Origin of the sequence: Komagataeibacter medellinensis NBRC 3288 (genome assembly GCF_000182745.2) — a bacterium.
In the GTDB taxonomy this organism is placed as follows: domain Bacteria; phylum Pseudomonadota; class Alphaproteobacteria; order Acetobacterales; family Acetobacteraceae; genus Komagataeibacter; species Komagataeibacter medellinensis.
Genome location: NC_016027.1, coordinates 2,916,580 through 2,929,212 on the forward strand (window position 1 = coordinate 2,916,580; position 12,633 = coordinate 2,929,212).

The 12,633-nt window shown below is 65.3% G+C and carries 11 protein-coding genes; 5 read left to right on the forward strand and 6 right to left on the reverse strand.

Going from position 1 to position 12,633, the window contains the following annotated elements; all coding sequences use genetic code 11:
- Positions 1–7 precede the first annotated feature (7 nt).
- From mutS to tsaD, 5 genes are all read right to left on the reverse strand, one after another.
- A complete protein-coding gene (mutS, locus tag GLX_RS13590; RefSeq protein ID WP_014106537.1) occupies positions 8–2,617 on the reverse strand; it encodes a DNA mismatch repair protein MutS in 2,610 nt (869 codons plus the stop codon).
- 55 nt (positions 2,618–2,672) lie between these two features.
- The gene (murJ, locus tag GLX_RS13595) at positions 2,673–4,235 is read right to left on the reverse strand and encodes a murein biosynthesis integral membrane protein MurJ (protein ID WP_014106538.1); all 1,563 of its coding nucleotides are present in this window, start codon (positions 4,233–4,235) and stop codon (positions 2,673–2,675) included.
- Positions 4,236–4,257: 22 nt separating this feature from the next.
- Entirely contained in the window at positions 4,258–4,743 is a 486-nt protein-coding gene (locus GLX_RS13600; RefSeq protein ID WP_014106539.1) for a glutathione peroxidase, read from the reverse strand.
- Between the two features lie 104 nt (positions 4,744–4,847).
- Complete coding sequence (locus GLX_RS13605) at positions 4,848–5,819, reverse strand: NAD(P)H-dependent glycerol-3-phosphate dehydrogenase (protein WP_041247893.1); 972 nt, start codon at positions 5,817–5,819, stop codon at positions 4,848–4,850.
- A gap of 127 nt (positions 5,820–5,946) precedes the next feature.
- Positions 5,947–7,059 carry a tRNA (adenosine(37)-N6)-threonylcarbamoyltransferase complex transferase subunit TsaD gene (gene tsaD / locus GLX_RS13610; RefSeq protein ID WP_014106541.1) on the reverse strand — a complete coding sequence of 371 codons (1,113 nt, stop codon included), beginning with the start codon at positions 7,057–7,059 and terminating at the stop codon, positions 5,947–5,949.
- Positions 7,060–7,130: 71 nt separating this feature from the next.
- Here tsaD and hemC point away from each other — a divergent pair, with 71 nt between their 5' ends.
- Together hemC and GLX_RS13620 are read left to right on the forward strand one after the other, a co-directional pair.
- Positions 7,131–8,213 carry a hydroxymethylbilane synthase gene (gene hemC, locus GLX_RS13615; protein WP_014106542.1) on the forward strand — a complete coding sequence of 361 codons (1,083 nt, stop codon included), beginning with the start codon at positions 7,131–7,133 and terminating at the stop codon, positions 8,211–8,213.
- A gap of 35 nt (positions 8,214–8,248) precedes the next feature.
- On the forward strand, positions 8,249–8,941 hold the full coding sequence (locus GLX_RS13620; protein ID WP_231850346.1) for a uroporphyrinogen-III synthase: 693 nt from the start codon (positions 8,249–8,251) through the stop codon (positions 8,939–8,941).
- Positions 8,942–9,022: 81 nt separating this feature from the next.
- Here GLX_RS13620 and secB read toward each other — a convergent pair whose 3' ends face one another.
- Positions 9,023–9,544, reverse strand: a complete 522-nt coding sequence (gene secB / locus GLX_RS13625) for a protein-export chaperone SecB (protein WP_041247446.1) — start codon at positions 9,542–9,544, stop codon at positions 9,023–9,025.
- Between the two features lie 201 nt (positions 9,545–9,745).
- Here secB and GLX_RS13630 point away from each other — a divergent pair, with 201 nt between their 5' ends.
- Genes GLX_RS13630 through GLX_RS13640 form a run of 3 tightly spaced genes read left to right on the forward strand, consistent with a single transcriptional unit; the run spans position 9,746 to position 12,622 of the window.
- Positions 9,746–10,432: a Tim44/TimA family putative adaptor protein gene (locus GLX_RS13630; RefSeq protein WP_014106545.1), complete on the forward strand. Its 687-nt coding sequence runs from the start codon at positions 9,746–9,748 to the stop codon at positions 10,430–10,432.
- A 47-nt stretch (positions 10,433–10,479) separates the two neighbouring features.
- The gene (gene mltA / locus GLX_RS13635) at positions 10,480–11,715 is read left to right on the forward strand and encodes a murein transglycosylase A (RefSeq protein ID WP_014106546.1); all 1,236 of its coding nucleotides are present in this window, start codon (positions 10,480–10,482) and stop codon (positions 11,713–11,715) included.
- Positions 11,716–11,731: 16 nt separating this feature from the next.
- Positions 11,732–12,622, forward strand: a complete 891-nt coding sequence (locus GLX_RS13640; RefSeq protein ID WP_014106547.1) for a DNA-methyltransferase — start codon at positions 11,732–11,734, stop codon at positions 12,620–12,622.
- Positions 12,623–12,633: the final 11 nt, after the last annotated feature.

A 12,633-nucleotide genomic window follows, 5' to 3' on the forward strand; every position in this document is an offset into this window, starting at 1 on the left:
AGCCGTATCAGGGTTTCAGCAGTTTTTTGAGTTTATAGAGCATTTCCAGTGCCGTGCGTGGACTGAGTGCATCAGGGTCCAGTTCTTCCAGCAGGGCCTGCGCCGCGGGGGGCACGGCAGGGGCGGGCGGTTCCGCTTCCGGTGCGGGCGCGTGCTGTTCGAACAGCGGCAGGGGAGGCGCCTGCCGGCCACGTTCCTTTTCCAGCATGGACAAAAGCCGGCCCGCGCGCCGTACCACCGGTTCGGGCACGCCCGCCAGGCGGGCAACATGCACGCCCCAACTGCGTCGGGCAGAGCCGGGTACGACCTCGTGCTGGAAAATGACCTGTCCCTTCCATTCCCGCACGCTCATGGTGTGGGGGGTCAGGCGGGGCATGCTGTCCGACAGTTCGGCCAGTTCGTGGAAATGTGTGGCAAAGATGGCTCGGCAGCGCAGGGTGGAATGCAGCGTCTCCAGCACCGCCCAGGCAATGGCCAGTCCGTCGAGCGTGGAGGTGCCGCGCCCGATCTCGTCCACCACCACCAGCGAACGTGGCCCGGCCTGGTTAAGGATGGCTGCCGTCTCGGTCATTTCCACCATGAAGGTTGAGCGCCCGCGCGCCAGGTCATCCGCCGCCCCGACGCGTGAGAAAAGCCGGTCCACCACCCCGATACGCATGGATGCAGCCGCCACCGGCAGCCCGGCCTGCGCCAGAATGACGGCCAGCGCCGTCTGACGCAGGAAGGTGGACTTGCCCGCCATGTTCGGCCCCGTCAGCAGCATGATGCGGTGGTCGGGCTCAAGGTCGCAGTCATTGGGGGTAAAGCGGGCGTTGCGCGGCAGGGCCGCCTCGACCACCGGGTGGCGGCCCGCACGGATGGTGAAGGACGTGTCATCCACTACGGTGGGGCAGCACCATGTGCCGCCCCCCGCCAGCAGCGCGCAGGACTGCAAGATGTCGATGCACGCCAGTGCCGAGGCGATTTCAGGCAGCGCTGTTTCGTCCAGTATCTGACAGACAACCTGCGTGAACAGGTGCCGCTCACGCAGGGCCGCGTTCTCGGCCGCCTGGGCAATCTGCTGGTCCAGTGCAATCAGCCGTTCGGTAGAAAAGCGACTGGCGCTGGCGGTGCCCTGGCGCATGATCAGGTCATCACGCCCGCGCAGGCGGCTGGCGGCGACGGCTGGCACCTCGATCACGTAGCCAAGCTGGGCATGGTGGCGGATCTTGAGGTTGGGGATACCGAGGCTTTCGGCATATTCCTGCTGCAAGCCCGCAATTACCCGCCGGCTGCCATCGCGCAGTTCGCGCTGGGCATCAAGTTCGCTGTCAAAACCGCTGGCGATGGTGCCGCCATCATCCATGCGGGCAGGCGGGTTTTCGCTCAGTGCGCGGCCCAGCAGGGCTTCGAGTTCATGCGCACGATCCAGATGGCCCATGACCCCGGCCATGATGGGGGGCAGTTCCGGCTGTGCGCCCAGTATGCGCCGGATCGCGCGCGCTACTTCCAGCGCCAGCCTTATGGCCACGGCATCACGTGGCTGCCCGCGCCCCAGCGAGAGGCGGCCCAGCGCGCGCGCCATGTCCGGGGCGGCGCGTAGTGCCGTACGCACGTCGTCGCGTATGCCGGGTTTGTCCAGCAGCCACGTCCAGCCTGCCTGCCGGTGCGCGATGCGGGCGGGGTCGGTCAGCGGCGCAGCAATCCAGTCCGCAAGCATGCGGCTGCCTGCTGCGGTCACGGTCCGGCTTACGGCAGTGAACAGGGTGTGTTCCGTCGTGCCATCACGCGTGCGCAGCAGGTCCAGGCTGGCGCGGGTTGCGGGGTCAAGGCCCAGCACGTCCTGGCTGTCGCTGGGGCGGGGGTGCGACAGGCGGGGCAACTGGCCCGCCTGGCTGCGGCGGATGTAGTCGATGGCGGTTGCCGCGGCCAGCGCCTCCGTATCGCTGAAGGTGCCAAAGGCATCAAGGCTGGCCACCCCGAAAGCCTCCGCCATGCGCGCGCGTGCCGCATCCGCGCTGGCGGGGTGAACGACAGGGGTGCGGCGTGGGGCGAAATCCCCCAGTTCAACATTGTCCGCGCACAGGATTTCCGCCGGGTCAAGCCGACCAAGCTGGTCGTGCAGGCTGCCTGTCGGCACGGTTGTGGTCTCGAATAGTCCGGTTGAGATGTCGATCCAGGCCAGCCCCGGCGCGCCGCCGTCACGTCCGCCCGGGTAGATGATGGCGGCCAGCAGGTTCTGCCGCCCGGCTTCGAGCAGTTCGTCCTCGGTCAGGGTGCCCGGCGTGATCAGGCGCACGACCGCGCGCCGCAGTGGCCCCTTGGAGGCAGGGCGTCCCTTGCGCGGCTGCTCGGTCTGTTCGGCCACCGCCACCCGGAAGCCGCGCCGGATCAGTCGCGCCAGATAGGCCTGCGCCGCATGTACCGGTACGCCGCACATGGCAATGGGTTCCCCCCCATGGGTGCCGCGTGCGGTCAGCGATATGTCGAGTGCTGCGGCCGCAGCCTCGGCATCATTGAAGAAGAGCTCGTAGAAATCCCCCATCCTGAAGAACAGCAGGGCATCGGGATGTTCGGCTTTGAGCGCAAACCACTGCGCCATGGCGGGGGTGGCGCCTTCGGGGGATGGGAATGTCATCCCCGTTGTCTAGCGATGGGGTGGAGGATTCGCCAGTCTGGATTTGGCACGGGGCCTAGCCGGAGCGGCCCCGGCCCAGCCGCCGCCTGACCGCACCCACGGCCTGCCCCACATCGGCAACGCCCAGCAGGTGCAGCGCACCTAGGTAAAGCCCGATGCCCAGCGTGATAAGCGCGCCCACATCCACTACCCGCATGATCGCACTGGCCTGCATGGCGTCTCCCAGCGCGGTATAGCCCAGCAGCCACAGCCCGGCGGCCATCAGGCCCGCGCAGGCTGCCATGCCCGCAAGCTGGCGGATCAGGCGCGGGTCGGGCAACAAGGCGCCGCGCCGTATGAGTAGCCACGCCAGCACGCCCGCATTGACCATGGCGGCAAGGCTGCTGGCCAGTGGCGGCCCGATATGCGCAAGCCAGTGCATAAAGCTGATGTTGAGCACGAAATTGAGCACGAGCGTGCCCATGCCCACCAGCACCGGCGTGCGGGTATCGCCGCGTGCGAAGAAGCCGGGCGAGAGCACCTTGACCAGCACGAAAGCGGGCAGTCCCACCGCATAAGCCCGTAGCGACTGGGCCGCCAGAACGGCGTCATGCGCCGTGAATTGCCCATGCCCGAACAGCGCCATCATAACCGGGGCCGCCACCACCAAAAGTCCCGCCGCTGCCGGCAGTGTCAGGATCAGGGCATAGGATATGGCCCTGTTCTGCGTGGTGTGGGCACTGGTGGTGTCGCCTGCCGCCAGGTGGCGGGTCAGTACGGGCAGCAGCGTCGTGCCTGCCGCCGCCCCCAGTACGCCCAGTGGCAACTGGTTTACCCGGTCGGCAAAATACATGAGCGACACGCTGCCTTCGGGCAACAGGGTGGCGATGATGGTATCGACCAGAAAGTTGATCTGGGTAATGCCGCTGCCCACCAGTCCCACGCCCATGCGTGCCAGCAGGGTGCGGATCTGTGGCGTGATCCATGGTACGACCAGCCGCAGGCGCATGCCGGCTCGCCGGGCGGCGTAAAGCAGGATGCCGAACTGGATCACGCCCGAGGCACTGACCCCCCACGCGGCCGCGTGCGCCACATCGCCGGTAAGGGGTGGCAGGAAGAGAATGGCCGCGATCCCCACCACGTTGAAGCTGACATAAGCCGCCGCCGCCACGCCAAAATGGTGCATCCCGTTCAGCACGCCCGAAACCAGCGCCGCCCCGCAGATCATGAGCAGGTAGGGGAATGTGACGCGGCTGAGCGATATGGCCAGCGAATCGCGTACATCCCCGTGGGTGAAGCCCGGTGCGATCAGGCGCAGCACGCCGGGCATGAAGATCTCGCCCAGAACGGTCAGCAGCAGCAGCCATGACAGCAGCACGCTCATCGTCTCACTGGCGAAGCGCTGGGCGGTATCGCGGCCCTCGCGTTCCAGCAGGGAGGAAAACAGCGGCACGAAGGCGGCATTGAGCGCGCCCTCGCCAAACAGGCGGCGGAACATGTTGGGCAGGCGGAAGGCGATCTGGTACGCATCCTGCGCCACACCCGTGCCCAGAAGGGCTGCCAGAAGCTGGTCGCGTACCAGACCCAGCAGGCGGCTGATCATGGTCCAGCCGCTTACGGTCAGGAAGCCTTTCAGCATGGCGCGCGGGGGCGGCTTGGCATCAGTGGTCCATCACCGCGCGTTCGACCGCCATGCGCACCCGCCGTGATTCGGGCGAGGTGATGGAGGTAAACCAGTTGGCCAGTTGCCCGTCGCGCCCGATCAGGTATTTGTAGAAGTTCCAGCGCGGCAGTGACAGGAACCCGCCTTCCCGCGCCAGCCAGCGGAACAGCGGGATCGCCTGCGGGCCTTTGACGTGGCTCCTGGCGGTCAGCGGGAAGGTCACGTTGTAATTGCGCTGGCAGAACGTGCCGATCTGCTCGGCTGTGCCCGGTTCCTGCGCGCCAAAATCATTCGATGGCACGCCAATGACCATCAGGTCATGGCCGCGCCATGTGGTCCACAGGCTCTGTAGTCCCTCGTATTGCGGCGTGAACCCGCATTTGGAGGCTGTGTTGACAATAAGGATCGGCTTGCCCCGCAGTCTGGACATGTCAATGTCGGGACCATTGAGGGCAGGCAGAATGAAATCATAGATTGTGGTCATCGGAATGCTCGGTCTCGTATACGCGCCGGAAAGACCGGATTGCAGGCTGCGGTGCCGGGGGTCAAGCCGCCTGTTTGCAGATGTGGGATGTAAGGACGGTGTAATCAGGCAAATTCATGCCCCACCGGGCGGGCCTGCAACTGCCTGCTGGCATCGGTCATGGTGATCGTGCCCGCCAGAAGGTGCGATACAGTGGCGATGACCGGCGCGTTGACCCCATGGCGCAGCGCCAGTTGGTGCAGGGCGGGGGCGGTGGCCATGCCTTCGGCCACACCTTCCAGCGTGTTGGCGGCTTCCTGCGCCGGGCTGCCTTTGCCAATGGCCAGCCCCAGTCGGTAATTGCGTGAGGCAAGGCCGGTGCAGGTCAGCAGCAGATCCCCGATTCCCGCAAGGCCGGACAGCGTTTCCGGCCGGCCACCCACGGCATGGGACAGGCGGCCCAGTTCGGCAATGCTGCGGGTGATCAGGGCCGCGCGCGCGTTCTCCCCCAGCTTGGCGCCCATGGCGGCACCCGCGGCTATGGCCACCACGTTCTTGGCAGCCCCCCCGATCTGTACGCCAGTCGGGTCATCGCTGGCATAAAGGCGGAAGGCGGGTGTGGTCAGCAGGTCCGCCAGCCTGCGGGCCTGCGTACGCTCCGTGCTGGCCAGGACGGCGGCGGCGGGCAGGCCAGCAGCGACTTCATGCGCGAAATTGGGGCCGGACAGCACGCCCAGAACACTGTGGGGGAATAGTTCGGCCAGCACCTGCAGCGGCATGAGGCCGGTTGCCTGCTCAATGCCCTTGCAGCACGCGATCAGGGGCGCACAGGGTGGAACGGTGCGTGCGGTTTCGCGCAGATGCTGGGTGGGGCAGGCTAGTAGGATCAGGTCGGCCTGGTGTGGCAGCGTGCTGGTAACCGTAATGGCTTGTGGCAGTGCGTAGCCCGGCAGGCGCGGCATGACCCGGCCGGCGGACATGGTGGTGGGATCACGCGCCCACAGGCTCACCTCCGCCCCCGCGCGCGCAGCCTGCAGGGCAAGTGCGGTGCCCCATGCGCCTGCGCCAATTACGGCAATGCGTGCAGTATGGGCCATCCGTTCGTTCCCCTGACGGTCATGTGCCATATCTGGCAATCGTTGTTCCCTTAATCGCAATGCGCCTGTCAAGGTTGCCGTGCAAGGGTCAGAGTCGCTTTTGGCGCCCTGTGCCGGCTACGTGGTGTCAGGCGGAAATATCAGCGTCCGCTGTCATGCGGTGCGCCATTTCCGCCAGTGGCCAGCGCGGGCGGGGACGCATGGCAATGTCATCGGGTATGGGCAGGCCCGCTTCACGGCGCGCGCGCATGGTTTCGATCGCGGCCCATGCCACCATGACCGCATTATCCGTGCACAGGCGTAGCGGCGGAGCGGCAAAGGGCAGGCCATGCGTCTGTGCGAATTCCTGCAACCGGGCGCGCAGCATGCCATTGGCGGCCACACCGCCCGCCACCACCAGCGTGGTGGGGCGTTCCATCATGCCCAGCGCGTGGCCAAGGCGGTCGATCACGATGTCACTGACCGCCTGCTGGAAGCTTGCAGCAATATCGGCGGCAAGCGGGTGGGACAGGGCGGTACGGACTTCAGCAGGCAGTTTCTGTGCCACGGCGGTTTTAAGCCCGGAGAAGGAAAAATCGCATCCGGCCCGCCCCATGAGCGGACGGGGCAGGGCAATGGCATGCGGGTTGCCTTCAAGCGCCAGATGTTCCACCGCCGGGCCGCCCGGCCAGCCCAGGCCCAGCATCTTGGCCACCTTGTCGAATGCCTCGCCCGCCGCATCATCAATCGTGCCGCCCAGCTTGCGGTAATGGCCCACGCCTTCCACCGCAATGCACTGGCAGTGCCCGCCCGAGACCAGCAGCAGCAGGTAGGGAAACGGCGCACCATTGCTGGCAACGCCGGGCAGGCGGGGGCTCAGGGCATGGGCTTCGATGTGGTTGACGGCAATGAAAGGCCGGTTCAGCGCAATGGCCATGCCCTTGCCCATGTCGGCGCCTACGATCAGGCCACCGATCAGCCCCGGCCCGCAGCTTGCTGCAATGGCGCCGAGGTCACGCGGTTGCATGCCCGCCCGGTCCAATGTGTCACGCACAAGGTCGGGCAGGGCGGCAAGGTGGGCGCGGGCCGCGATTTCGGGCACGACCCCGCCAAATGGCACATGGCCGGATTGCGATAATGTCGTTTCTGCCATGATCTGGCCATCCGCATGCACGATGGCGCAGGCGGTGTCATCGCACGAAGATTCAATGGCCATAACGGGAGTTGGCAGATCGGGGCCTGTCGGTTCGGTATCGGGCATGGCGTAATTTACAATGCGGGTGTGGCGAATGTCATCTTTCCTTTATCGCGGTGCGGTAATAGACACGCGATATGGAGTCCGCAAAGCCATCCGCCCCGTTTCCGTCGTCCGCGCTACAGAAAGTCGCGGCCGAGGCTGCTGCCCGCCAGCGAAAGGAAGCCACACATCCCGAACCCCACCGTCGGCAGTTGCCGCTTAAGGTCGGAACGCGTGCCTCTCCGCTGGCGCTGGTACAGACACGGGCATTCCTTACCGTGCTGACCCGTTTCTGCCCCGTCCTGCGTGACATGGGGGCGTTCCAGGAACACCAGATCAGCACCACGGGCGACCAGGTGCTCAACCGCAAGCTGGCGGAAATCGGTGGCAAGGGTCTGTTTGCCAAGGAAATCCATGAAGCGCTGCTCGATGGGCGGATCGACTTCGCGGTGCACAGCCTGAAGGATCTGGAAACCACGCTGCCACCGGGGCTAGTGCTGGCCTGCACGCTCAAGCGCGAGGATGCGCGCGATGTGCTCATTCTTGGCCCCGGTTGCGGGGAGCCCGACCCGATGGACCCGTACGCGGTACTGCCGCAGGGCGCGCTGGTCGGGTGTGCGTCCGTTCGCCGCCAGGCGCAGATGCTGCATGTGCGTCCAGACCTGAAATTCGGCCTGCTGCGCGGCAATGTGCAGACCCGACTGGACAAGCTGGCCGCGCGCCAGTGCGATGCGACGCTGCTGGCCTATGCCGGTCTGCGCCGTCTGGGCATGGAAGACCGCGCCGACGTGATCCTTGATCCCACAATCATGGTGCCGGCCGCCGGCCAGGGCATTGTGGGCGTGACCGTGCGTGAGAGCGATGTAGAACTGCGCGAACTGCTTTCCGCCATCGAGGATTACGAGGCCCGCGCCGTCGCTACGGCCGAACGCGCGCTGCTGGCGGAACTGGACGGATCGTGTCGCACCCCCATTGGTGGCTATGCGCGCCTGATCCCGGTGGTGGCCGGTGGCGCGCCGGAACTGCACCTGACTGGCCTTGTCGCGCGTGAGGACGGGTCGTTCCTGCTCAAGCGCTCCATCAGCGGTTCACCTGCGGATGCGGCGCGCCTCGGGCGTGACCTTGGCCGCAGCCTGCGTGCCGACAGCCCGGCCGATATTTTTGTTGAAGAAAAATAGTCACCTCCGTTGCGCCCATGCGTGACGGGGTGATCGTGACCCGCCCCCCGCCCGGCCTGGCCCCCACCATGGCGGCAGTGGCGGGGGCAGGGTGGCGACCCATTGCCGCCCCCATGCTGCATGTCAGCCAGCGCGCCCTTTCCATCGGGACAGTTCGTCCTGACGCCATCATGATGACCAGCGGCCAGGCCATTGCCAGCCTCAAGGTGTCCCGGTTGCATGATGTCCCTTGCTATGTAGTGGGGTCTGCTACCGCACGGCGTGCCCGTGCGGCAGGATTTATCAATGTCTTTGCCGCATCCGGCACGGCGGATGACCTGACCGCGCTGGTGCGGGCGGTCCTGCCACCCCCGGCCCGGTTGTTGCTGGCGGTGGGGCAGGGATACGGGCAGGAGATGGCGGTGGCATTGCGCGGGTATGGCTACCGGGTGTGGCGGCGGTGCGTTTATGGTGTGCGCGCGGCGCCAGTCCTGCCATCTGATGCGCTTGCAGCCCTGCTGGCGGGGCGGGTGGCGGCGGCCATGTTCTATTCCACCCGCACGGCGTCAGCCTTCATGGCGGCCATGCCGCCTGCGGTTGTACCCCTGCTGGCGGAGGTGGCGGCCATTGCCATGTCCGGTGGGGTGGCCGACGCCCTTGGTGCGGGGCCGTGCTGGCGGCGCATCCATATTGCCGCCCGGGCCGATCAGGAAGCCATGCTGGCCTGCCTGCCTGCCATCATGGACTGAAACATCCTGCTCCAGCCATGAAAAAAGGCCGGGAGCATGTGCCCCCGGCCCTGTTGCGTCTGGCCTTTGTATCCAGGTGGATCAGGCGTGGCCTGGCGTCTGGTCGAACGAGTTGCGCTTGGCCTGCCACAGTGCCACGAAGTCGATCGGCTGCAACACCACGGGCGGGAAGCCGCCATCGCGTGTGACTTCGCTCAGGATGTTGCGCACATAGGGGAAGATCAGGCGCGGCACCTCAACCAGCAGGATCGGCTCGATCAGCTCGGCGGGCGGGTTGGTCAGGGTTGCGATCGCGGCATAGGACAGTTCGGCAATGAAGACCGGTCGGCCCGCGGGGCTGCCTTCGCCCTGCGGGACTTCAGTGGCTTCAGCCTTCACGGTCAGCATGACCTCGAACACCGGCTGTTCCTGCTCGATGCGGTTGGCTTGCACGTCAATGTTGACCGAAATGTTCGGGTTGGTGCGCAAGGTGGCAAAAATTTCTGCCCCGGCAGGCACCTCGAACGACAGGTCCTTGATATATTGCAGGTTGATTGCCAGCGGGAGAGGAGGGGGCGCGCTCTGACCGTTTTCGGGGGAGGTCGGCTGAGTCGTGTCTGACATGCTTGTCTGTATTTCCCGGAGGTATGTGAAATAAGGAGAGAATACCGTATTATCTGGCCCTAGCATGGCTCCGCGGGCGATGCCATACCGCGTGGCGGAATTTTAACCGCGCTTGTGCATTGTGCTGTCATGGGCCGTTGCTTATGTTGTGCTTAGGGTAATTTCTGGCAGGGCGCCCACCTGCCGTTATGGACGCGCGGCATGAATTTTATCTCTGGTCATTTCCCGCTGGATCTTGTTGTTCTGGGGCTGGTGGCTGTATTCCTTGTTCTGCGCTTGCGCAGCGTCCTTGGCCGCAGGGTCGGGGCTGAACCGGTCGTGCGGCCCATGGCGCCCCCAGTCGTGGCCCAGCCTGTGGCGGACAAGCCTGCCGAACCCCTGCCGCCCACCATTACCTACGAAATTCCTACCCCCGATACCCGTGTGGGCGGTGTGCTGGCCCGGATCGCGGCACTGCAGCCCGGCTTCACGCCACAGGAATTCGCCAAGGGGACCGAGACGGCTTTCCGCCAGATCGTGGGGGCCTATGCGGCGGGTGATCTGGACGTATTGCGTGAGCGACTGACCGCCGCCACCTTCGAGGCGTTCCAGGCCGCGATCCAGTCCCGTCAGCAGGCGGGCGAGGTGCTGCGCAGCGAAATCCGTGACATTACCGACATCGCCCTGATCGGTGCGGAAGTGGACGAGACGACCGGCCCCAGCCCCCTGGCCCGCATCGAGGTGCGGATCGTATCGGATCAGGTCAGCCTGACGGTGGACAGCAGCGGCCAGCCTGTGTCCGGGGTGGATGCGATGACCGAATTTTCTGATCTGTGGACTTTCGAGCGCCTGCTGGGCGTCAATGCGCCCGGTACGGTCTGGCGTCTGGGCGCCAGCCGCAGCGCATAGGCCATCGTGCCATAATTTCCTGATAAATTGATGATCTGTCTGCGTGCATGAAAGTACTCAAGCCTATTGCGCCCCTGTGCGCCGTTATTGCCCTGTGTGGCTGCCATATGGAATTTCCTGATACCGGGGCAGCCCAGCAACATTCCCCTCACCCGGCTGTGCGCCATGTTCCGTTCCACACCCTGCCGGGCTGGAAGGATGACGCACAGGAGAAGGCCCTGTCCGTATTCCTGGCGGATTGCCACAAGATCACGAGCCTGCCTGCCGATAGCAGCCTGGGGGGGGCGGCCACATCCCACCCCGGTCGCGTGGTAGGCGACTGGCAGGCGGCATGCCAGGCTGCGCGTGACGTACCTATGGGCAATCGTGCGGCCGCGCGGGAATTCTTTGAACAGTGGTTCCGCCCCTATACCCTGCCTGCGGGCACGCGTGCGGGGGGCATGCTCTTTACTGGTTATTACGAACCCGAGATCAGAGGGTCCCTGCGCCGTGGCGGCATATACCAGACCCCGGTCTACCGCCGACCGCCCGACTTGGTGCGTGAACGTGACGCGCAGGGCAATATCGTGACAGGCCGCAGGCAGGACGGGCGGATCGTGCCCTACTGGACCCGGGCCGAGATCGACCAGGGCAGACTTGCACACCAGAAGCTTGAGATGTTGTGGCTGGCCGACCCGGTTGACCTGTTCTTTCTGCAGATCCAGGGGTCGGGGCGTGTGCGTCTGCCCGATGACAAGGTTATCCGGGTGGGTTTCGATGGCCTGAATGGCCAGCCTTATGTGCCGCTTGGCCGTGTCATGGTTGCACAGGGGCTGCTGACGGCTGACAATGTGAACATGGCCTCCATTCGGGGTTGGCTGGAAGCCAATCCCGACCGGGCGCGGGAGATGATGGAGCAGAATCCCAATTACGTCTTCTTCCGTGAACTGAAGGGAGGGGATGCGCAGGCCGGGGCCCCCGGCGCGCTGGGCGTGCCATTGGTGCCGGGGCGCTCGCTTGCGGTGGACCGGGCATACATTCCGCTGGGCAGCCCGGTCTGGGTGCATGCGCAGGTGCAGGTGGACGGTCACCCCACAACATGGGACCGGCTTGATTTTGCACAGGACCTGGGTACCGACATCAAGGGGCCAGATCGGGCCGACCTGTACATGGGATGGGGACCAGAAGCAGCACAGGCAGCCGGCAACCTGCATTCAGGCGGGCAGATGGTTGTACTGGTGCCCCGTAACAGGCCGAAGCAAAAACCCGCCCAGGTCACATCAGATCCGCCCGCAGCGGAATGAAGGGCACAGGCATAATATGACAGGGCGACCCCGCGCGGCGCAGGCTTCCGTACCGATACCCCGCCCGCCGCGGACGGTCCGCTACACCGAAGGCCCTCACCTGCTGGTCCGTGGCGACTGCGTACGCGCCATGCGCCGTATGGAGGCGGGCAGTGTTGATGTGGTCGTGACCTCGCCTCCATACAATATCGGGCTGAAATACCGCACCTACCGCGACCGGCTGGCGGAAGAGGGCTATCTGGACTGGATGGTGCAGGTGGCGGCCGAGGTCCGTCGTGTCATGCGGCCCGACGGGTCGTTCTTCCTCAATGTTGCGGGGTCTTCCGCCCAACCCTGGCTGCCGTTTGAACTTATGGTCCGGCTGCGCGAACTGTTCGTGCTGCAGAACCATATCTCATGGGTCAAGTCGATCTCGGTGGGGATGGATACGCATGGGCATTTCAAACCGGTTAACAGCTCGCGTTACCTCAATCGCAACCATGAACACCTGTTCCACCTGACGCTGAAGGGCGATGTCGGGCTACAGCGACTTGATATTGGCGTGCCCTACAAGGACAAGTCCAACATCGTGCGCCGTGGGCACCGTCAGGACCGCCGCTGCCGGGGGGATACATGGTTCATCCCCTACGAGACCGTGCAGGGCAGGGCGCAGAAATTCCACCATCCCGGTACGTTTCCCGTGCGGCTGCCACAGATGTGCATCCGCCTGCATGGCAAGGTGGCCCCCGTGGTGCTGGACCCCTTCATGGGCACCGGCACCACGCTGGTCGCCGCCGTGCGTGAAGGTGGCCAGGGGATCGGGATCGATCTTGATACCATATACGTCAATGTGGCGCGTGAGCGGGTCCGGCAGGCCATGGCGGCGCAGGTCGAGGCTGGCGCCGGAATAGATGATCGAAATATCTGATCGTTTTCATT

Coding starts and splice junctions, on each gene's coding strand:
- GLX_RS13605 (WP_041247893.1), bottom strand. CDS start 5,819: ATGGCCCATACTGCACGCATTGCCGTAATTGGCGCAGGCGCATGGGGC.
- GLX_RS13600 (WP_014106539.1), bottom strand. CDS start 4,743: ATGACCACAATCTATGATTTCATTCTGCCTGCCCTCAATGGTCCCGAC.
- secB (WP_041247446.1), bottom strand. CDS start 9,544: ATGTCAGACACGACTCAGCCGACCTCCCCCGAAAACGGTCAGAGCGCG.
- mltA (WP_014106546.1), top strand. CDS start 10,480: ATGAAAGTACTCAAGCCTATTGCGCCCCTGTGCGCCGTTATTGCCCTG.
- tsaD (WP_014106541.1), bottom strand. CDS start 7,059: ATGCCCGATACCGAACCGACAGGCCCCGATCTGCCAACTCCCGTTATG.
- mutS (WP_014106537.1), bottom strand. CDS start 2,617: ATGACATTCCCATCCCCCGAAGGCGCCACCCCCGCCATGGCGCAGTGG.
- murJ (WP_014106538.1), bottom strand. CDS start 4,235: ATGCTGAAAGGCTTCCTGACCGTAAGCGGCTGGACCATGATCAGCCGC.
- GLX_RS13640 (WP_014106547.1), top strand. CDS start 11,732: ATGACAGGGCGACCCCGCGCGGCGCAGGCTTCCGTACCGATACCCCGC.
- GLX_RS13630 (WP_014106545.1), top strand. CDS start 9,746: ATGAATTTTATCTCTGGTCATTTCCCGCTGGATCTTGTTGTTCTGGGG.
- hemC (WP_014106542.1), top strand. CDS start 7,131: ATGGAGTCCGCAAAGCCATCCGCCCCGTTTCCGTCGTCCGCGCTACAG.